Origin of the sequence: Aurantibacter crassamenti, from assembly GCF_016811105.1 — a bacterium.
GTDB classification, from domain to species: Bacteria; Bacteroidota; Bacteroidia; order Flavobacteriales; family Flavobacteriaceae; genus Aurantibacter_A; species Aurantibacter_A crassamenti.
In genome coordinates, this window is the sequence record NZ_JAFBGM010000001.1 from 887,126 (window position 1) to 911,368 (window position 24,243).

8 protein-coding genes are annotated in these 24,243 nt (G+C 36.7%); 3 read left to right on the forward strand and 5 right to left on the reverse strand.

The genetic code is table 11. From position 1 onward, the window contains the following. The 3 genes from JQC67_RS03630 to JQC67_RS03640 form a co-directional block, all read right to left on the reverse strand. Positions 1-11,130: SprB repeat-containing protein (locus tag JQC67_RS03630; protein WP_203251503.1), on the reverse strand; the 11,130-nt coding region annotated here is incomplete at its 3' end. Positions 11,131-11,153: 23 nt separating this feature from the next. Continuing rightward, entirely contained in the window at positions 11,154-13,241 is a 2,088-nt protein-coding gene (locus JQC67_RS03635) for a PorP/SprF family type IX secretion system membrane protein (RefSeq protein WP_203251504.1), read from the reverse strand. Positions 13,242-13,247: 6 nt separating this feature from the next. Beyond that, entirely contained in the window at positions 13,248-15,506 is a 2,259-nt protein-coding gene (locus JQC67_RS03640) for a T9SS type B sorting domain-containing protein (protein ID WP_203251505.1), read from the reverse strand. A 271-nt stretch (positions 15,507-15,777) separates the two neighbouring features. On the opposite strand from JQC67_RS03640, the gene JQC67_RS03645 reads away from it, so the two are divergent. Further along, positions 15,778-17,463, forward strand: coding sequence for a glutamine--tRNA ligase/YqeY domain fusion protein (locus tag JQC67_RS03645; RefSeq protein ID WP_203251506.1), 1,686 nt, complete (start codon positions 15,778-15,780; stop codon positions 17,461-17,463). Positions 17,464-17,670: 207 nt separating this feature from the next. Here JQC67_RS03645 and JQC67_RS03650 read toward each other — a convergent pair whose 3' ends face one another. Both JQC67_RS03650 and gltX read right to left on the reverse strand, forming a co-directional pair. Beyond that, entirely contained in the window at positions 17,671-18,597 is a 927-nt protein-coding gene (locus JQC67_RS03650; RefSeq protein ID WP_203251507.1) for an SPFH domain-containing protein, read from the reverse strand. Positions 18,598-18,727: 130 nt separating this feature from the next. After that, positions 18,728-20,230: a glutamate--tRNA ligase gene (gltX, locus tag JQC67_RS03655; RefSeq protein ID WP_203251508.1), complete on the reverse strand. Its 1,503-nt coding sequence runs from the start codon at positions 20,228-20,230 to the stop codon at positions 18,728-18,730. 125 nt (positions 20,231-20,355) lie between these two features. On the opposite strand from gltX, the gene JQC67_RS03660 reads away from it, so the two are divergent. Further along, a complete protein-coding gene (locus tag JQC67_RS03660; RefSeq protein ID WP_203251509.1) occupies positions 20,356-23,829 on the forward strand; it encodes a DUF4175 family protein in 3,474 nt (1,157 codons plus the stop codon). After that, positions 23,822-24,241, forward strand: coding sequence for an rRNA maturation RNase YbeY (gene ybeY, locus JQC67_RS03665; protein WP_203251510.1), 420 nt, complete (start codon positions 23,822-23,824; stop codon positions 24,239-24,241). The genes JQC67_RS03660 and ybeY overlap by 8 nt, the downstream gene beginning before the upstream one ends. Positions 24,242-24,243: the final 2 nt, after the last annotated feature.

The window sequence follows — 24,243 nt, forward strand, 5'->3', positions numbered from 1 at the left end:
ACAGTCGTTAGCACCAGTAGCTCTAATGGTATATGTAATACCAGGAGTTACTAAACCTTCAAGACCTGTAAATACAGCACTTGTATTTGTTGAAGAGCTGGCAGCTATAGGATAAGTTACCGCACCAGAAGTACCAGGACCAGAGATAATTTCAAAGGTGTATGGAGTTGACCTAGTGTCAGTGGTCCGTACAGAAATTGTACCGTCATTAGCTCCATTACAAGTAACATCTGTAAAGGTGTCAATTGCTAATACTGGAACGATAGCCGGTGGAACTTGAATTGTAAATATTCGGTTACATTCTGGGCTAGAAGTATTATCATCATAAATGGTAATAGTATAGGTTTCAGGCACTGTTGTTTGAAACACGAATGGGTTACTAGGCAATGTAGTTCTTGAAACGACATTTCCTAATCCGTTAGATATTTCATAATCATAACTACCAGAACCAAATGTTACATCAATAGTTATTTCTGCATCTGGTGAAGCCGTACAATCTAATAACTTGGTTAAGGTTACATTCGCTTCCAAAACAGGGTAGATATCTAACGTATCTGTATCCATACAGCCGTTACTATCAATAATAGCAATGTTGTAATTACCAGGTGTTAGATTGTTAAATACACCACCATTATCTTCATAAGTTGTTCCCCCATCAATAGAGTATAAAATTTGTGCTGCAGTGCTTGTAGCTCCTATAGTTAATGATGTAGGAGAAGCGCAATTATCAACCACCATTGAATCAATAGTTGGGTTTGGAGTAAGGTCTAAATTAATTGGCCCTAAATCAGTAAAGCAATCATATTGATCTGTAATTGTAACATTATACGCTCCTGCAGGTGAGTTCGCAGGAATTGAAATTGGGTTATCTGAGGTGCTTGTAATTGTTGAAAAAGGAGCGGGTCCTGTTACGGTATAGGTAAATGTTCCTCCTCCGCCATTGATATTGTCCACAGAAATCAATCCTGGTGCGTTACAACTAATATCACTTAACTTTGATAAGCTCGCAGTAATTGGGTTTAATTCTTCAACTAATAAGTTTTCGCTACCCGAAACACAGGCATCAGCTCCGCCACCATCAACTTCAGTAACAACAATGTAGTATTCTGCCGGTGCTAAACCTGTTACAGTAATTGTTGTTGCAGCAGGTATTGCTGTCGGATGACCAGCATTGGTTTGAATCAACGCACCTGTATCAGCATCATAAAACTCCCAACGCATACTTGGGTGTGAAGTAGCATCTGTATCAGTGATAGTATAGGTGATTTCTGCATCATTGGCACCAGAACAAGAGGGCTCATAAGTAGCAGTTATTTCTAACGGATTTGTAGTAATATCATTTACATTGACATTACTTTGGCGAATACACCCAGTTGAATCACGTACATAAAAAACGTATGTTCTTCCTGGCACTAAACCTGTCCATGTATGTGCCCCTGGTACCGGAGCTGTCCAAACTGCTGCACCGATTACAAAGTTCGCTGGGTCGTCAGTGTATGTGTATTCATAATTAGGAACTCCAGCCGTACCTTGTACGGTGACTTGAAGCTCATTACAAGCTACAACTACGGTAGAAATACTTATATCAAGGTCATCCAAAGGATATGGAATGGTATATCTTGGCAAGTCAGTTCTACAAACTTCTACACCGCCAACCATCGTTCGAATCGATGGAAAAACATTAGTTCCTGAAATATAACCCATTAATTGGTCGCTAGTACCAGGCACACTGTCATCACCTGTCCAAGTAGCACCTCCATCAGCACTAAACTGAATAGTAGTACCTGCAGGGTATGTAGTTGGATATCCAACAAACTGAAAACCGTAATCATTAGGGTCTACGCTACCACAAGCTGAAGGAAGAATTGGTGTTACATCTCCTATAAGCTCAATTGGGTTATTTATTGTTACAGGAGTTTCAGTCACTGAACAATTGTTAGAATCAGTAACGATAATTGTATAGTCACCGGTTGCTAAGTTGTAATAATTTGTGATAGCAACAAGAACATTTGTATCTGTTTGGTCTGAAGCACCACCGTTATCCAAGTCAATTATTTGAATAGTATATGGATTGTCTCCGGAAGTAACTTCCACCTCAATTGACCCCACACCATCATGACATAATGGATCCGTTGGTGTAGCTGTGATGGTTAATGGCGTAGCTGGGTTAACAGTAACAGTTTCTACATATTCACAAAAAGGTGATACAGCAGAGTTATCACGAACATACACATCATATATACCATCATTTCCTGTGGTTACTGTGTACGTGTTACTTGCTCCAAATAATCCAGCTGGACTTGTAGTAGTAGGCACAAAAGCATATTCGTATGAACCATCTCCTCCAGAAGCATTAACAGTTATTGAGCCATCAGCACAGGTTATATCAACTACATCAACTACAGCGACTAAGGCGGGGTTTATAGTAATTGTTTCAGGAGTGCCAATACATCCATAAGCATCTCTTACATTTATAGTGTATGTGCCATTAGACAGACTGTCAAATGTATATGAAGTAGCAATAACTGGCGATGGAGTAATCCATGGCCCTGCATTAATACTAAACTCAAAACCACCGTTACCAGGAATAGAGGTAACATCAACTATAATTGAAGCATCATTATTACCAGAGTAGCAAGCAGTAGGCGTTAACGTAAATGTTGGACCCACAGGAGCTACAATTAATATTGAAGTATTTATAGGGTTTTCGCAACCATTCGCGTCTCTAGCCACTACTATATAGTCACCGGCGGTAACATTAGTAAATACGTTAGACGTTTGATAAGGTCGTATAATTGTGTTTGCTGTATCTAATAATTGATAGGTATAAGAAGGCGTTCCTCCTGTAGCGGTTGCTGTTATTGTTGCACCTGTATTATTACAAGTAAATTCTTCGGTAATTGCTGCTGTTGTTACAACAGGAGTAGGCTCTGTAAGTGTTTGATTTAAGACAACCACACAACCTACAATAGGGTTATCTACATCACGAACAGTAATGGTGTAGGCTTGAGCACTAAGACCAGTAATTTGTTCATCAGCAGTAAAAGGCCCAACAAAAGTTGTAGCATCTAAGCTATATTCGTAGCCACCAGCACCGAAGTTGTCAGCGGTAATAGTTATTGTACCACTGTTATCAGTGTTACAATCAAGGTTTTCAAAGGCAGTTATAGAAGCTTCAAAAGCGTTTCCGTCTTCAACAATTACAGTTGTATCAACAGTACAGTCACTACCGTAATTAACAACAATTGTATGGTTGCCAACAGCTACATTGCTAAAGGTGTTTGTTGCTTGAAAAGTACCTCCATCAATATTATAAGTATAAGATGGGTCATTTGGTAAAACAGTTATTTCTCCAGTTCCGTCACAATTATAAGTAATAGAAGTAGTGATTGTTGGTTCGGTTGGTAATGGAGCTATAATAATATCAGCTAAGGTAATATCACAAGAGATAGCATTAGCATCACGTACACGAATACTATAGGTGTCGTCAGTTAAATCAGTAAAGACAGCACCACCAGTTGTTGATGCGGTCCAAGCACCACCATTTATGCTGTATTGATAATCACCAGAACCACCTGAAGTAGGTGTTATGCTACCTACAGTAATTTCGCCTAATACTAGACAAGTATAGTTTTGAGTAATAGTGGCTTCAGCAACCAATTGATCAGGTTGAGTTACCTCAACATCAACCGGTAAAGATTCACAATTGTTGTTGTCACGAATCACTACAGGATATGTTCCTGCAGACAAGTTTGTAAAGTTGTTACCTACTTGAAAAGTTACACCATTATCGATACTATATTGAAAAGGAGCGCTTCCTCCAGAATCAACAACTATTGATATTGCACCATCAGCAGCACCAAAACAAGTAACCGGAGTTGGTGTTGGAGTGATAGCAATAGGTGCATCTTTTACGATTGTTATTGTATAGATAGCAGTACAGAAACCAGTGTTACCGTCATTATCTCTTACGTGTACATCATAATCACCAGCGGCATTAACAGCAACAGGATTGGTAGTTGCAAAGTCACCAGCTGTAGGGGTTGTAGCATTAGGCACAACAGCATACACATAATTACCATCACCGCCAGCAGCAGTTATTGAAATATCAGTCTCCGTTGCACAAGCTGTAATGTTAGGTGCAGTAGCCGTAATGGTTAATTGTGGTTCAATCGTAATCGTTTGTTGAGCAGCAGTACATCCATAAGCATCTCTTACATCGATGGTATAAGTGCCATTAGCAAGGCTATCAAAAGTATATGTTGTATCAGTAGTAGGTGTTGGAGTCGTCCAAGGACCAGCGTTAATGCTAAATTGGAAACCACCGTTACCAGGAATAGAGGTAACATCAACTACAATTGAGGCATCATTAGCACCAGAGTAACATGCTGTAGGAGTAACTGTAAAAGTAGGGCTTACAGGCGCAACTATAGTAATGGCGGTATCAATAGGGTCTGAGCAAAGGTTTGTGTCTTGAGCTCTAATAATGTAATCACCCGCAGCTAAATTTGTAAAAGTAGTACCAGCTTGATAAGTAGTAATTATGCCGCCTATACCGTCTTCTAATTGATAGGTATAAGAAGGCGTTCCTCCTGTAGCGGTTGCTGTTATTGTTGCACCTGTATTATTACAAGTAAATTCTTCGGTAATTGCTGCTGTTGTTACAACAGGAGTAGGCTCTGTAAGTGTTTGATTTAAGACAACCACACAACCTACAATAGGGTTATCTACATCACGAACAGTAATGGTGTAGGCTTGAGCACTAAGACCAGTAATTTGTTCATCAGCAGTAAAAGGCCCAACAAAAGTTGTAGCATCTAAGCTATATTCGTAGCCACCAGCACCGAAGTTGTCAGCGGTAATAGTTATTGTACCACTGTTATCAGTGTTACAATCAAGGTTTTCAAAGGCAGTTATAGAAGCTTCAAAAGCGTTTCCGTCTTCAACAATTACAGTTGTATCAACAGTACAGTCACTACCGTAATTAACAACAATTGTATGGTTGCCAACAGCTACATTGCTAAAGGTGTTTGTTGCTTGAAAAGTACCTCCATCAATATTATAAGTATAAGATGGGTCATTTGGTAAAACAGTTATTTCTCCAGTTCCGTCACAATTATAAGTAATAGAAGTAGTGATTGTTGGTTCGGTTGGTAATGGAGCTATAATAATATCAGCTAAGGTAATATCACAAGAGATAGCATTAGCATCACGTACACGAATACTATAGGTGTCGTCAGTTAAATCAGTAAAGACAGCACCACCAGTTGTTGATGCGGTCCAAGCACCACCATTTATGCTGTATTGATAATCACCAGAACCACCTGAAGTAGGTGTTATGCTACCTACAGTAATTTCGCCTAATACTAGACAAGTATAGTTTTGAGTAATAGTGGCTTCAGCAACCAATTGATCAGGTTGAGTTACCTCAACATCAACCGGTAAAGATTCACAATTGTTGTTGTCACGAATCACTACAGGATATGTTCCTGCAGACAAGTTTGTAAAGTTGTTACCTACTTGAAAAGTTACACCATTATCGATACTATATTGAAAAGGAGCGCTTCCTCCAGAATCAACAACTATTGATATTGCACCATCAGCAGCACCAAAACAAGTAACCGGAGTTGGTGTTGGAGTGATAGCAATAGGTGCATCTTTTACGATTGTTATTGTATAGATAGCAGTACAGAAACCAGTGTTACCGTCATTATCTCTTACGTGTACATCATAATCACCAGCGGCATTAACAGCAACAGGATTGGTAGTTGCAAAGTCACCAGCTGTAGGGGTTGTAGCATTAGGCACAACAGCATACACATAATTACCATCACCGCCAGCAGCAGTTATTGAAATATCAGTCTCCGTTGCACAAGCTGTAATGTTTGGTGCAGTAGCCGTAATGGTTAATTGTGGCTCAATTGTAATCGTTTGTAACACCCCGATACAACCAGAACCATCTTGTACATTAATAGTGTAGGTTCCGTTAGCTAAGCCTGTGAAGGTATGCGTGGTTGAAGTAAGTGGAGTTGGTGTTACCCATGGGTTTCCGTTTATACTAAAGGTATAATCATCATTGCCATTAGTTACATCAACCTGAATACTAGCATCATTCGCACCTGAATAACAAGTTGTTGGAGCAAGTGTAAATTCAACTGCATTTGTTGGGTCTATTGTAAGTACAGTGTTAATTGGATCAGAACAATTGTTTGAATCTCTTGCTTGAACGATATAATCACCAGCGGCAAGTCCTGTAAATACAGTGTTTGAACCGTTAGTTATAAAGTCGTATCCAGCTATTGGATTTCCTAAGGTGTCCTCCAATTGATAAGTATACGTTGGAGTGCCACCAGTCGCACTTGCGGTGATAGTTGCACCACCGTTTGTACACGTAAGTGGTGTTGTTATAGTAGCTCCTGCAATTAATGCAGCAGGCTCGTCTATGTCTTGATTGAGTGTAACAGAACAACTAGGATCATCTACTTTTCTAATTACTATTGTATGTGCACCAGCACTTAGAGGTGTCGATGTAGTAACAGGAGTTGTTGTTGAAACAATAAATGCACCACCATCAATAGAATATTCAAAACCGGCAGTGGCATCGAAATTTTCAGTTTCAAAAGTAATAGTTGCATCATCTTCGCCATTACAGCTAACTTCAGAAACAGCAGTAATGTTGGCCTCAAAAGTTCTACCAGCTTCAACAACAACAGGAAGTTCCACAAATCTTGGGCATACTTCAGGTGATTGATAAACGGCTATATCGTCAATAGCAACATCGTTACCGCTAATTTCACTTTCGTTTGTAGTTATTACTAAATCTAAAGAAGAATTTGCACCAGGGTCTAAAGCAAGAACATATTCGTTCCATGAATTATTTTCAGGTACGCTTCCTGTGTTTGCAGATGTTACCACTGTAGTGGTGCCTGGTAGACGAAGTTCAATTGTTAAGTCAGGAGCTATTCTATTGTTTCCACTTCTCATCAAGTTAATTAACCATAAGGAAACACTAATTGGCTGATTATCTATAATGTCGTTAACTGTTTTTTGATAGATAACTTGACCTGGTGTCGGTGCACCGATGTTAATAACTAAGTAACGACCATCAGTATCTCTTGTGCCCGAGGTGTGGTCAATTGGGTTTAACCATGAACCAAATGGACGAGCAATAGAATCAGTAACTGCATATTCATAGTCATTAATAAAACGACCGTTATCAATAGGAGCACCACTTGGGGATGTATCATCTACTTGGTTTTCATAAAAGTAACCAGTTGTATTTGGGTTAGGAATTGTCTCGCCAGAACCAAAATCTTCTGTTAATAAAAGACTTGGCGTAGGTGGTGTTTGAGATACGTAATTGGTGCGAACCGTATAGGTCCCTGGTGCAACATTATCCCAAATATTACTTGTTGGAGGAGTATTTAAAACCCCATCTAATTCGTATGTATAATCGTAAGTAGCAACATCAGGTGTAGCTGTTATTACACCACTACCATCACAGTTGTAATTTACTTCTGGTGTTAGGGTTACAACAGGAGGTGTGGGAGCGTCTTCTACAGTAACGGTCATAGGAAAGTCACATGAAGCATCTCTAACAACTACTGTATAAGTACCTGGCGGTAATACTGCGGTTGTGGATGCTCCAAAAGTAGCACCACCATCAAAACTATACGAGTAAGGCAGTGTACCGCCAACAACATTAGTTATTCTAACTTCAGCACCACTTGGGTCACATGAGGCATCTCTAGAGACACCAGCAGAAGCACTTAAAGGAAAAGGTTCAGAGAGGTCATGAGTGTCTGTTACATCACATCCAGAGCTGTCTAGAACTCTTATGTTATATGGGCCTGCGCTTAAATTTACAAAGTTTGGTGTGCTTTGGTATGTCGCGCCATTATCAATACTATATTGAAAAGGCCCCACCCCATTTGAAATGTTAATTGTTAGTGCGCCGTCATTTGTACCAGAACATGATGGTTGTGTTTCTGTAATGGAATCAATTGTAAGAGCGCCTCTGTCTTCAATAGTAACTTCATTTGAGAATGCAAAACAGTTGTTTGAATCAACAACAACGAACACATAATCTCCTGCTTCTCCTGGAAAATATTCTTCTATACCATCATCATCGGTATCTCTCCATCCAAAAGTAAAAGTTTCTTCAACTTGATATGCTCCACCTGGTATTGCGCCCACATTGGCATATAATTGAGTTCCATCTTTACTCCAAATTGCGTAGTTAAAATCTGGGTTGCCAACACCTCCGGTAATTGTTAAGTCTATTGTGCCAGCAGTACAACCAATATTAGCAGTTGTTAATGCCGTTAATACAGGGTCTGGAGTACGAAGTACTGTAATGTTTTGAGTGTCAAAACAACCTTCATCAGTTGCAACTTCAATAATATAGTCACCTGCGTTCACATTAAAAGTGTGAGTATTGTCAGGTTGAGCTGTTTCATCATCAACTAAGGTTCCATCGGCTAACTTAAGAGTGTAAGAATAGTTTGGCTCAACATTTAGAACGTCAATTTTTATGGTACCTTGATTGTTACAGTTTGCTGGTGTTGTTTCAATTTCTACTTGAAAATCACGCTCAATTATTCCGATTTCTGGTGTGCTAAATATACAAGCCCCATCAATTGGATTACCAGAACCATCTAATTGTACTACATCTACTCGGTATGACCCACTTTCGCCTGTTGCAAAATCAAAACTAGGACCGTTATTTGCGCTGAAAGGCACGACGATAGAATTATTTGTAATATCAACTAATTGATAACCGTAATTTGCGCCTAAGTTGGTAATTGTAATGTTACCATCTGTTGTACAAATGATATCATTTTTGTTGTACTCAATGTCTAAGCTGTTTTGGTAGGCATCAAAGTAAAAACGACTAAAACAACCATTTTGATAGTTTATTACCAATCGGTATTTTCCTGCTGTGTTTACAGTATAATCACTGCCTTCATGCACTTGAGTCCATGCGCAAGTTTGATTTTTGTTGGCACAACCATTTGGGGCTGCAGAACAACTACTCTCATTTAGAATTTCCCATTCAATGCTTTGCGCATCACTAATATTGATATTGATTAGCTGTGAGTCATTGTTACCACAAAGAAAGATTTCAGGTAGTAAATCTCCGTCTACACTACATTGTACAATTTGACCTTGTACATCATTTGTTGGGTCCGCATCTCCGTTTGTTGTATTAAACCAATCTACAATTGGGTTTGTTTGTGTAGATCCAAATCGTTCTACATCAAATATTTCTTTAAATCCTTTACAAGGATCTGCAACAATTTTATCAACTATATAAGTACCCGTTGCGCTAACAACCATTGTGCTTGCATCGTTATCAGGGTCACCATCATTTAAGACGGTATCAGTTGCATCAAAAAGACCATTATTGTTATCATCGCTGACCCAAACATAATCATCAAAATTATCACCAGCATCTAATACAATACTATCACCGCACAATTGCACAGTTCTTCTGAAATTACAATCAGCCAAGTCATCTAATAAGAAATTTGTTGCTCCAGGAACAACAAATCCACACGTGTTAAAATCAGTTACACTAGGGTCATCAGAAATTACATTGTTATTTATTACGCCTTGATAGGTAGAGTATGCTAAGTTTTGAATTAAATCAGAGCAGGCATCAATAAAATCAAAGCAATTTTCGGCTACTTGAACTCGCATTCGTATTGAGCGAGGTGTATCTCCTTCTTCTACTATATTATTTGGAATAGAGAATAAAATGGTTCTGTTCGCAGGAGTATAAGTATACGTAACTCCTGTTGGTAGGATCATATTTAGCTCATCAAGTGTTACATTGAGCGGTAAAACATCTCTTATTGTGTAATTATCTGCATCGTCGTTTCCGATATTCTGAAAAGTCAAAACATAATCAAGTATTTGCCCTAGATTTACACCTAGTCCAGTAATATCATTACCTGCTATGTCTTCTACTCGCTTTTCTAAAACGATGTCTGGCTCTAGGATTTCAACATTGAAAGAATTAAAGAAAGGGTAGTATTGATCACCAGTACTTCTAAACTGAAATGTTGCCTGAGTAGCATTATTGTCTATAACAGAGTTTGCCGGATTGTTTAGTAATAAAATATCCGTATCATATCCTAATGTGTTGACACTATTAGGGTTTCTGTTATTTGTAATTGTTCCGTTTAATGTGATATTACTATTAAAGAAGTTGTTTCCAGGGTTTGCTCCATTACTTATTTGGGTATATGGGTCAGCCGCAGTTTCACGAATTCGCAATCTGTCACCTGTTATTCTATTATCACCTTCTAAGGCTGCTACACCAATGTTTGCACGTACTGGACCAACTGGAATTGTGTTGAAGCCACTATAATTTATATTTACAATAGGATTTTCGCTTCGCACTCTAGCAAAACCATCAAATGTTGTAATTAATTTACCGCTAAGGTTAGGGTTTTCATATACTACAACTAAAGTCCAACCACCGGCCGCACCACCACCTGGTGAAAGGGAGCCAACAACAGATCTAACATTTGCAATAGTATATTCACCAGTAGGGTCGCCCAGGGCAGTTATTAAAGGAGTAATATCTGCATAACAAGCATATGGACTATTTAAACGAACAGCAGCATCGCCACTTGTAAAACCATCAAAAAGCACTTCATCGGCTGTTATATTTTGATATGTTGCAGAGCCGGGAAGCCGAAGTCGAACTTGATTAAAATCATTTTGCCTATTTGTGCCAACAGTTTGACCTGTACGTTCGCTTGGATAGGTTGCGGACCAATAAAGACCAGCATAACGTATTAAATTACATGTAGCATTTGGAAAATTAAACGTTGCTGAACTTGAGCTAAAGGTTGTTGGGTCAGAGTCTACATCGATATACTGCATATCGAACAAATCATTGTAGGTAGAGCTAGATCCAGTTGTGTTATATGCATCTTCAGGTTCGGTTGATCCCGTGCCGCCATCTCTATTGACAATATTATTGGCGATAAATGTAAGGTCACCTTTAATATTGTTTTGGTAGCGAACTTCAAAGTCATTGTATTCTTGAGCTGTTCCTGCCCAAGACAGCAACAGAAAAAGAGAAAGCAATAATATTTTGGTTAAAGATTTGGTCATTTTGTCTTTGAGTTATTAGCTAGTTAGGTCAATAAATTTGGTGTTACCCGCATTATCCACATTTTGTCTTCATACGAATCATTTATTTTAGAATAGTAAGAAATCAAGGCATTGTTCCACGATTCATGCTTTTTTAAATAAACGTATCTCCAATTGTTTTCAGGGTTGATAAAGTAACTAGCACTTAAGCCATAAGAGTTAAGAATACGTACAAAATTTTTGGCGTTTTTTGGACTTGCAAAAACATTTGCAATAATGTAGTAACCAGATCCAACACCATCTAAATCATAGGTTTTAGCATCAAGTTTGTTTTTAGTTAGTTTGTCTTGAACAATTACATTTTGTTGTAATTGATTATTACCATACTTGTCTGCTTTCTGTTTTAGTTTGTCAACGTTTGAAGCATAAGCTTCGTTAGAATATTTGTTATCTACATTCATTATCCACAAGTCACCATCGTAATCACCATTCATTTGGCTTTGATGTGCATTAAGTGCATCTTCCCAAGTGTCATAACGATTTAAGTAAACATATTTTAAACCATTATTAGGGTTATCTATGTAGTCAGGGCTTAGTCCTTTATTTGATAGGTTGTTCATGAACTTGTCCATGTATTGACCTCCTTTATATACATTCGCAACAACATAATAACCATCAGTAACACCTTCAAGATTTCTAAACTTTCTACTCTTGACAGGTTTAGCGCTTTGGTCATAATCGTTTGTTTGTGTGGTTACAACTGCATCTTTCTTTTGAATGACATCATTGCTGTAATTTGGGCCAGAATTGTTGTCTTGAGACGTATTTATACTGTTTGGTTTGTAGCCGTCATTGCCAGTATTGTTTTGTGCTAATGCAGGCCTGTCTTGACCTGTTAAGAACATGTCTTCTGCTCTTTTTTCTAAGTCTGGTCTTTCTCCATTGGTTTCATTACGAACCATTTTCATAACCATGTTAAAACGTCTTTCTAAATCTTTTTGACGATTGGCTTCTAAAGAATCTTGTCTGAACATTAATTCTGCTATAATTGCATCGTTCTCTTCAAGCTTCTTTTTTAACTTTTCAATTTCTTCATTTGTAGCTAAATCATCAGTAGTTAGTTCGTCTTCATTAACTAAGTCATCTTCATTATCTTCAAGCATTACTCGGTCTTCCGTCAAATTCGGCGTGAATGAGTATGCAAATGAAATTTCATGTGTGACACCAAGATTGTTGAAATCGGTTCCAAAACCTTTTTCCATATTATAACCTAGTGATAGACGCTTGTTTAGGTTAAAACCAGCACCAGCAGATGCACCATAAAAGCTATCATAGCCACCTTGTAACCACCCAAGTTTTGGTAGATCTAAAATCATTCCTCCACCATAAGAAATATCTTGTTGGTTTTCTACTGTTGGGCCATTTTGTGCATTTAAGCGCACTCTGGCTAAGGGCATTAACCTAGCGTTTTCCATAATACCCGAACCGTTAGTAAAAGGTTGAGTATATTGTAGGTGAGCTGAGTATGTTTTGTCTGCAAAATCAGTTAATTGCTTACTTGTTTTTAAATTGTAGTCTAACAGGTTTTCAGCAAATGCACCAAAATCAAATCGGCTATAAGAAAGATTGAAACCAGGTTGAAATGAAAGCACATTACTATCATCTGTACCAAATAACAAAGGATCATTAGGGTCTATTGGGTTGGCAGAGTTTTGATTATAACCAGTATTGTAATAGGCTAAATTAGCACCAAAGGTAAAGTTGCTCTTGTCGCTTAGTTTGAGTCCATATGCATAGTTTGCAAGAACTCCAATATTTGAAACCAAACCTTTTTTCTGACTGTATAGACTCAATCCTAGCCCGTTTCTATCCCCTATTCTACCGCTATAACTAACAAAATAGGTTTGATCATTGTTGTTAAATTGTACTGATTGGTTTCTATGGAAGAAATTTATGTATGATTTATCCTCTTGTACAGTTGAAAACGTTGGGTTTATTAAGAACCTGTTGAATTTTAATAAGTTTTGTGGAGCCACTTTATATGGTAAAAGTGGTTCATCTTCTTGCGCATTCACGTTCGTGAAGGTCAAAGCCATCATCAAAAGAAGAAATATGTGTTTTACTTGTTTCATGGTAGGTTATCGTATGACTGTAATGGTACCTTGTTTTAATGTTTCAGATGCATTCTTTATTACATAGTAGAAGACCATATTTTGTGTTGGAAAAGCAACAGTTGATGTTGGCCAGTCGTTTTTGTAGTCTTGAATGTTTAATACCTCTTCACCATTTTCTTTATAAATAGTAACAGTGACATCAGTTTTGTTTGAATAGGAGTTCGGTAATACCCACTGGTCGTTAAAACCATCTCCGTTTGGAGTAATAACATTGGGCACTTTAAATGTGTCTAAATACTCAGCTGAAAATTGTCTTGTAATTTCACAATTGTCAATATTTGCTATGAGGATATAATCACCTTCAAGTTCTATATCTACACTATTAGTATTGCTTAGCTCAATGTTGTTTGCATCAAACCAACGATACCCTGTACCACCGCTTGCTGTTACTGTTCTTGTTGTGCCTTCAGGAAAAACAAGAGTTCCATCAGGGTCAAGTGTAATTAGCTCTGGGTCTAGTGGTGTAATTGCTATTTCGTTCGATATTAAATCACATCCATTTTTGTCAATTACTAAACGGTATGTGCCAGGTTGGGTAACATTTAGAGCTGCATCAGTTGTATTGATAGAAGTGCCATCTAATTGCCATTGAAAACTTTCTCCTGTCAAATCAGTAGAAGTGCTAATAGTTAAGGTGTCAGATGCGCTACAATAAACTGTGCTTGTGCTAGTAATTGCTAATGTTTCGTTTGTCAATAATTGCACCGTAAGACTATTTGAACTTGGATTATACGAGTTCAATGTTCCATTCATAGTATAATTTCCATTTTCAGAGGTATCCGTTACACTTATACTACTAGAAGTTGCTCCACTTATATCTGAACCATTTCTTGTCCATTGATATGTAAATCCAGATTGTACGTCACTTGTAACATCAATTGTTGTTCCGTCAGACAATACTGCGTTTATTGTATCAATATCTAGTGTCACATTTGTATCAACACATGCTGTATAACTTGAACCATACACAATTACTAATTCAAATGATGAAGGAGTAACCAGTTCTGTAGTTTCAGAAATTATAGTTGTTGGGTTAGGGCACGAACCAGCTGGTTGTGTAACTTCAACAGAATAGCTACCTTCTTGGGTTGCATCAAATGAAATATTAGTTGCACCTGCAATTGGGCTACTGTTTCTATACCATTGAAAGGTAGGAGAAGTTGCATTAGTGGTGATACTTAATGTTTCAGTATCGCCCGGTAATAATACAAGGTTAGCATCGTTAACTCTAGTTATTGTAAAATTGTCAGAATTAGTAAAGGTTATAGCGGCTGAGATTTCAGGACAATTTCCACTTTCAGAAACACTTACTTGGTAATCACCTTCAAATGAAGGGCTAGATCCATCAACAACATATGTTGCTGCTGTAGCGCCAGCAATTTCAACTCCGTCTTTTAACCATTGATATGAAGGCGAGCCTAAAGCAGTAGAAACTGATAATGTTTCTGTATCACTTGAACATAAGGCTGTTTTGCTTGGCGGGTTAATACTAGTGCTCCCTCCTACTGCACCAATACATACATCAGGCATATTTGATTGCGTTGTACCGTTATCAGAACAATCACCATAATCAATTTGTGCGAAGTACATTCCGCCCTCAGTAACATTTAATGTCGGGCCTGTTTCACCAACTAATAAGGTTAAATCTTTGTACCATTGATACTGATAGGTATTTGGATTGGTTAAGTTCACTACAGATAGTGTGATGGGGTCTGTGCTAATGATTGAAGCTTGAGGTGAAGTACTTCCGTCATGTGTAATGGTTAGATTAGATACAAAATCCATATAATACATACTGTAGCTTAAAGCACTTTCAGCTGAAGCTAGAGGGTCGGTACTACGAACACGCAATTTGTATCCTGCTCCACGAGTATCTGTTGGAATCGAAAATTCAAATCCTCGACCTGAACTTTTAACGACAGCATCATCAGAAGCAGTTGCTAGTTCTACAGGGTTTGTAAAGTCACCCGTTGCATCTGAAAGTTCTAGGATCCATTGGTTACCAGCATTTGATGCGCCATCAAATTGTGCATTAGCAAAATATTGGTTAAAATTACCGTTGTTACCCGCGCATATTTTATCCCAAGCACCACCACCTGTATCAGGATTGTCTGCAGGCACTACCGTTAAATTTGCTATAATCTGTGCTGAAACCTGAAAAGATCCGAGCAGCATGAAGACTAACAAGATAAGCTGTACGCCGTTGTATTTATTTGGTCTCATAAGTAGATGTAGTTTAAATACTACTGTTTGTTCTTCGATTGGGGTCGTTGAGCAAACGTTATTTGTTTGGTTATTTTAGTGAGAATTTGTTAAAAGTTCTCGTGCCCATAGTATTCAACAACAAATATGTCATATAATTATAGGCTGTAGAACTTAATGTTGTGGCGTACCCTAAAAACGTTGTGAAATAGTGAAATCTGTATGCTTGGCACTTTTGTTCCTACACGTACAAGCATTTTAGCTACCTTTGTGCTTCCAAAAAAATTCAGTAATGAGTGATAGTCCAAAGGCATTGAATTTTATAGAGCATATCATTGAAGAAGACTTAGCAAAAGGGTTTTCTAAAAGTGATTTACGCTTTCGTTTTCCACCAGAACCCAATGGTTATTTACACATTGGACATGCAAGTTCAATTTGTTTAAATTTTGGTTTGGGAGAACGCTATAGTGCGCCAGTTAATTTGAGGTTTGATGACACCAATCCTGCTAAGGAAGAACAGGCGTTTGTAGACGCTATAAAGCGTGATGTTCATTGGCTTGGTTATGAATGGAATACTGAACGGTATGCTTCAGATTATTTCCAACAATTGTATGACTGGGCAATAGATTTAATTAAACAAAACAAGGCTTATGTAGATAGCCAAAGTTCTGAGGAAATGGCACTGCAAAAAGGTACGCCCACCGAAGAAGGAGTAGATGGACCCTATAGAAATCGTTCTGTTGAAGAAAACTTGAAATTATTTCAAGAGATGAAAGATGGAAAGTTTCAAGAAGGTGAACATGTTCTTCGAGCTAAAATTGATATGGCTTCAACAAATATGCTAATGCGCGACCCTATCATTTATCGCGTGTTACATAAGGCGCATCATCGTACAAATACCGATTGGTGTATTTACCCTATGTACGACTGGACACACGGTGAGAGCGATTATATAGAACAAGTTTCTCATTCATTATGTACTTTAGAATTTTTGCCTCATCGAGAGTTGTATGACTGGTTTTTAGATCAGGTTTGTGAAGAAAATAAAGTGCGACCTAAGCAACGTGAGTTTGCTAGAAGAAACTTAAGTCATACAGTAGTTAGTAAACGTAAACTGTTGCAGCTAGTGGAGCAAAATGTAGTTAATAGTTGGGATGACCCACGAATGCCTACCATTTCGGGCCTAAGAAGAAGAGGTTATACTCCTGAATCTATTAGGAATTTTGCTGATACAATTGGCATTGCTAAACGGGAGAATTTAATAGATGTTTCACTTTTAGAATTTCATGTGCGTGAGCATTTAAATAAAATTGCGCCACGTGTTATGGCCGTACTAGATCCTTTAAAGATTGTTATTACGAATTATCCTGAAGGAAAAGAAGAATGGTTAACGGCAGAGAATAATCCTGAAGATGAGGCTGCTGGATCTCGTGAAGTTCCTTTTTCAAGAGAAATATATATTGAGAAGGCTGATTTCAGGGAAGAGGCTAATAAAAAATTCTTTCGTTTAAAGCTCGGCAGAGAGGTTCGTTTAAAAAATGGATATATTATTAAAGCAGAAAGTTGTACAAAAGATGAAGAGGGCAATGTAATTGAAGTGCAATGTACCTATGATGAGAAAAGTAAAAGTGGAAGCGGAACAGAAGAAAGTTTGCGAAAGGTAAAGGGCACATTACACTGGGTTTCTATAAAGCATGCTTTAACATCTGAAATAAGGCTGTATGATCGTTTGTTTACAGATGAAAGTCCGGATACGCATAAAGACAAAGATTTTATGGATTTCGTTAACCCAGAGTCTTTAAAAACGATTACAGGTTATTTAGAACCTAGTTTAAAAGCTGCCAAACCTGAAGATCGTATACAATTTCAACGACTAGGTTATTTCTGTGTTGATAAAGATTCAACATCAGAAAAGTTAGTAATTAATCGAACAGTGGGCTTACGCGATTCTTGGGCTAAAATTCAAGAGAAAAACTGAAATAAAATATGTTTATATAAAATTATATATCAATTGGTATTTTCTATTAAAACTAAGCTCTTATAGTGCTCGTAGACGTCGTTTTTATTAATCTTTGAGGTGTATTGTGGTTTTTAGACAAAACCTGCTTAATGATTCTTAAAATAAGTATTTAACAAAAGAAAGGGCTCTAGTTATGCTAGAGCCCTTTCTTTTGTTTATAAGCTTTTATTTTAATTTTTTTGGCTTTGCGTTTTTCATTGCCTCACCAATTTGGTTACTGGCTGTAAAACTAGCAACCATATCATTTAACATTTGACTACCTGCTTGAGGAGAATTCGGAAGTAAAATTAAATTGCTGTTTGTTTCTTGTCCAATTGATTGTAAAGTATCATAATGTTGCGTTACAACAATCAAAGCAGATGCTTCTTGAGAATTGATACCTACTTTATTTAAAACCTCTACAGATTCTTCTAAGCCTCGTGCAATTTCTCTTCGTTGATCAGCAATACCTTGTCCTTGCAAACGCTTACTTTCAGCTTCAGCCTTAGCGCGCTCAACAATCAAAATACGTTGAGCATCACCTTCAAACTGAGCGGCAATTTTTTCACGTTCAGAAGCATTAATTCTGTTCATGGCTTCTTTTACTTGCCCATCAGGATCGATATCTGTAACTAAGGTTTTAATAATGTCAAACCCATAACCAGACATTGCTTCATTTAATTCTGTTTTAACTGCAATAGCAATATCGTCTTTCTTTACAAAAACATCGTCCAATTTCATTTTTGGAACTTCAGCTCTTACAACGTCAAATACGTAAGATGTAATTTGCTCATGAGGATAATCTAATTTGTAAAAAGAATCATACACCTTATCTTGAATTACTTTGTATTGTACAGAAACTTTTAATTTAACAAATACATCATCTAATGTTTTTGTTTCGATGATTACATCTAATTGTTGAATTTTAAGACTTAACCTTCCTGCAATACGATCGACTAGTGGAATTTTCAATTGAAGTCCTGATTGTCTAATACTGTGAAATTTTCCAAAACGCTCAACAATAACGGCGGTTTGTTGTTTTACAATAAAGAATGAAGATATTAGGATTATTACTCCAAAAAAAATGAACGGTATAATAAAAAATGAACCCATATGCTTTGATATTTAGTTAATTTATTGAATTTACGAAAAGTCATCGTATATGTGTATCAATTACGACAAGATTGTTACAATTAGTGTTTTTAAATGTACACAGCAAAGGTTATTAGTTAAGGCTAATGAGTTAACCTAAAAGTTTAATTGCTTTTTTAATACGATCAATACTTTCTTGTTTGCCTATCATTTCAATGATATCAAAAATATGCGGTCCTTTCATATCGCCAACTATAATTAGACGTAGTGGAGCCATAATTTTACCAAAAGATAATTCTTGTTCCGTTATCCAATTTTTTATTACAGTTTCTATTTGGTCTGATGAAAAGGTTTCAACATCATTAATCAATGCACTTACTGTTTGCATTAATTGGGGTGTATCTTCTTTCCATTGTTTTTTTACTGCTTTTTCCGCATAGTTTTCAGGTGAATTAAAGAAGTAGTCCGAAAGTTCCCAAAAATCAGTAATAAAAGATGCACGTTCTTTAATAAGTGATACAATCTTTTCTATTTGTGCTATATCAGGCTGGGTAATAGTTTTGTTTGCTAAAATTGGTAAGTACAATTGAGCGAGTTCCTTGTCTGATTTGCTTTGCAAATAGTGTTGATTGTACCATTTGGTTTTGTCTGGGTCAAACCGTGCGCCTGACTTGTTAACTCTTTTTAAATCAAAGGTTTCAATAAGTTCTTCTAAGTTAAATATCTCTTGTTCTGTTCCAGGGTTCCACCCCAATAGTGCCAAGAAATTAATAACAGCCTCAGGAAAATATCCTGCTTCTTTATAGCCTATAGAATCATTCCAAGATAATGGAAATACAGGAAAACCTAATTTGTCTCCATCTCGTTTGCTTAATTTGCCCTTACCAGTAGGTTTCATAATTAAAGGCAAATGTGCAAATTCAGGTGCATCCCATCCAAAAGCCTTATACAGTTGATAATGTAAGGCTAAAGATGGCAGCCATTCTTCTCCTCTAATAACATGAGTTATATCCATTAAATGGTCATCAACAATGTTTGCTAAATGATAGGTGGGCATACCGTCAGATTTAAAAAGCACTTTATCATCCAGTATGTTAGTGTCTATCTCTATTTGTCCCCTAATAAGGTCGTTTAGCTGCAATTTTTGATCCTGAGGAGATTTAAAACGCACAACATATGGTATTCCTTGCTTAATCTTAGCAGATGTTTCAGCTATAGAAAGTGATAAAGAATTCTCAAGTTTTAATCGGTTATGCCAGTTGTATATAAAGGTTTTCCCCTTAGCTTCATGATCTTTTCTGTGATGGTCTAAAGACTCAGTAGTATCAAAAGCGTAATATGCATTACCGCTTTCTATAAGTTGTTCTGCATAAGCTTTATAAAGTTCTTTTCGTTCGCTCTGGCGGTAAGGTCCGCAGTTGCCTTCTTTGTTAATTCCTTCGTCATAGGGTATACCACACCAGTTTAAGGCATCAATAATATATTCTTCAGCACCTTCAACATATCTATTTTGATCAGTGTCTTCAATACGTAGAAGGAAAGTACCGTTATGTTTTTTTGCAAATAAGTAATTAAATAACGCGGTTCTTACACCACCTATGTGTAATGCACCGGTAGGACTGGGGGCAAATCGAACTCTAACTGTTTTACTCATCTCAATATTTTAGAACGCAAAGATACATGTTGAAAATGACCGTAAATCATATCATTAAAGCTTTTTAACAAATTTTTCTTAGCTAAATTTACAGCATAGTTTATATTGTTAAAAAAGTTGTCAATTTGAGCAGTTATCAGCAAATTCTAGAACAATTAAATCAATTTACTAAGCGGTATTACACAAAGCTGCTTTTAAAGGGGGTATTATTGTTTATGGTGTTGGGTGTTATTTTCTTCTTTGTAACCCTCGGTGTAGAGTATTTTCTATGGCTAGGGTCAACCGGTCGATTGGTGTTGTTTCTGTTTTTTATGACAGCTGTAGTAATTCTACTCTATAGCTTTATTGCTATACCATTGTTTTATTTGTTTAAACTAAAAAAGGGAATTACGAATAAACATGCATCTGTTTTAATAGGAAAACATTTTCCTGAAGTTAATGATAGGCTGTTAAATCTTTTAGATTTGGTTGAAGATGAAGAACAATCAGAATTGTTGGTTGCTAGTATAAATCAAAGGTCAGATAGTTTAAATTCAGTAGCCTTTAAAACTGCGGTAGATTTTAGTGAAAACCTAAAATACATGAGATACTTAATTGTGCCGATTTTGCTGTTTCTCTTAGTGTGGTTTTCAGGTAATTTAAGCTCGTTTTTCGGCACTTATGAGCGTGTGGTGAATTATGATCTTGTTTATGAAAAACCCGCTCCATTTGCTTTTAAATTGCTCTCAGAAGAGCGTGATGTTTTAGATTCTAAATCGTATACGATTTTAGCTACAACTATTGGAGATGTACGTCCAGACGTTGTTTTTGTTGTGATTAACGGTAAACAGTTGTTGATGGAACGTCATGAGAATGGATTTCAATACTCTTTAAGCCCTCCTTTACTTTCAATTGACTATTATTTCATTGCTAATGGATTTAGGTCAAAAAACTACCGTTTAAATGTCTTAAAAACTCCTGCTATTCAAAATTTTGAAATTGAATTAGATTATCCAAATTATATAAAGAGAACATCCGAAGTTTTGAAAGGAACGGGTAGTGCAATTTTGCCTGAAGGAACGCAGGTGAAATGGAAAATTATAGGAAATAACACTGAACGTGTGCATTTAGTGGCTCAAGACACTAGTATTGCTTTTAACAAGTCAGATAATTCATTTGAATTTACAAAAAGTATTTATTCAGATTTAGAATATGAATTGGTTACATCAAATAGTAATGTTGAAAACTATGAAAAGCTAGCATATGCCTTTGAGGTTGTAAAAGATGAGTATCCAAAAGTTAGAGCACAACAGTTTTTAGATTCAATAAACCCTAATCTTTCCTATTATAATATAGAAGCAACAGATGATTATATACTAAACAGTATCAACATAGTTTATTATACTGAAGCTGATGATGAAAAGAAGATCAGAGTGCTATTGAGTAATCCCAATTCTAATTTTAATCAAAGTTATTACACATTTCCTTCGGGTTTGGAACTAGAAGAGGGACAAAATTATAGTTTCTTTTTTGAAGCTGTAGATAATGATGCAATACGTGGAGGAAAATCAAGTAAAAGCCAAGTGTTTACGGTTGCTGTCTTAGATGTTGATCAATTGAAGAACAAGCAATTAGAGTTTCAAGAATCTATTTTAGATAATATGGATAGGTCTTTGGAAAATTTTAAAGATCAAAAAGAAACTTTAGAGGATATAAGTAAGGAACAAAAAGAGAAGAATAGTTTAAGTTTTAATGATAAAAGCCAAGTAAAAGACTTTCTTAAGAAACAAGAGCGGCAAGAAAGCTTAATGCAAAAATTTAGTAAGCAGCTTAAAGAAAATTTAAATAAGTCAGAAAAGAATGATGAATTAAGTGAAATGCTTAAAGAACGATTAGAGCGGCAAGAAATTCAAGCTAAGAAAAATGAGAAATTATTAGAAGAACTTCAAAAAGTAGCAGATAAGATTAACAAGGAGGAGCTAGCAAAACGTTTGGAAGAGATTGGAAATAAGCAAAAGAATAGTGAGCGTAATCTAGATCAATTGCTAGAATTGACCAAACGGTATTATGTAACTGAAAAGGCTTCACAGCTAGCAAAAGACCTTGAGAAGCTTAGTAAAAGACAAGATTATTTGACAGATATTAAAATTGGTCAAGATTTTTCAAATAAAGAACAGCAGAAACTAAATGATGATTTCAAAGAGATTGCAAAAGACTTAAATGAATTAGAGAAAGACAATGCTGCGCTTAAAAAACCACTAGAATTGTCTATAGATAAAGAAAAAGAAGAAGCTGTTAAACAAGATCAAAATGATGCTTTAGAGCAGATTAACAAGCACGAAGGGTTAGATGAGTCTTCTGATTCGGAAACAAAGGAAAAAGCAAGTAAGACTGCCGCTCAAAAGCAAAAGTCTGCCGCTCAAAAGATGCAAGAAATGTCTGAACAGTTACAACAATCATCTTCTGCAGCAGGTGGTAAATCAGGTGCTGCTGAAGATGCAGAGATGTTGAGACAAATCTTAGACAACTTAGTGACGTTTTCATTCAAACAAGAAAATCTTTATGACAAGCTAAAAGAGGTTGATAATGAGTCTGCACATTTTTCAGGAAACATTAGAAAACAACAAGAATTAAAAGGATTATTTGAACATGTAGATGATAGTTTGTTTGCCTTGTCATTAAGGCGAGCAGAGCTTTCAGAGTTTGTTAATGAGCAAATCACAGAGGTTTATTACAATATGGATAAAACCCTTGAAAGTATGGCAGAAAGTCGTTTAATTCAAGGTGTTTCATATCAGAAGTATGTTTTAAGTGCTTCTAATAGTTTGGCTGATTTTCTAGCTCGAATACTTGAGAATATGCAACAAAGTATGCAGATGGGTCAGGGTCAGGGGCAAAGTGAAGGACAAGAATTTCAATTACCAGATATTATAAAAGGACAAGGTGAATTAAAAGAAAAAATGGATCAGATGGGTCAATCTGGCCAAGGCAAGCCAGGTCAGGGCGAAGAAGGTAAGCAGGGTGAGGGTAAGAAGCCCGGAGAGGGTGGAGAAAAGGGAGAAGGAAAAGAAGGAAGTTCAGGTCAAGATGGGCAGATGGGTGAAAATGGTGCTGGAGAAAAGCAGGGTGAAGGAGGTAAAAAAGGAAGCGGACAGGGTAATGGCCAAGAAGGTGGTGAAGGACAGGTTCAGCCGAGTGAGCAGGAGTTGCAAGAGTTGTATGAAATTTATAAGGAACAGCAAATGATTCGTCAGCAATTGGAAAATCAACTTAAAGACATGATTAATAGTAGTGATCAAAACCTGGCCAAGAAGTTGTTAAAACAGATGGAAGATTTTGAAAATGATCTTATAGAAAATGGTGTTACTAGGCGAACACAAAATAAAATGAATACGATACAACATCAGTTGTTAAAGCTTGAAAATGCTGCTTTAAAGCAAGGTAAAAAACAAGAGCGTGAAAGTAAATCAAATCAAGAGAACTTCCAGAACCCTATAACGACAAAACCCGCAGTTTTAGAGGATTACCGCAATGAAATTGAGATTTTAAATAGACAAGACCTACCTTTGCTGCAGAATTACCGAAATAAGGTGAAGCAGTATTTTCAAAAAGATGATTGAATACCATTACGAGACAGATTTTAAGCTTGATAAAGAAGAGAATTATTCAAGTTGGCTAAATAATCTTGCTTCGTCTGAGGGCAAGACTATAAGTCAAATAAATTATATCTTTTGTGATGATAGCTATTTGTTAGAATTAAACATTAAACATCTGAATCACAATACATTAACAGATATTTTGACTTTTGATTATGCGGTTGGAAGTGATATAGTAGCAGATATTTTTATATCGGTTGAAAGAGTTACGGATAACGCAGAAGATTTGGGTGTTATTTTTGAAGATGAATTATTAAGGGTAATGGCACATGGAGTTTTGCATATTATTGGATATAAAGATAAAACAGCAGAGGAAAGTGTTATGATGCGGGAAAAGGAAGAAGAAAAAATAAAAATGTTCCACGTGGAACAATAGAC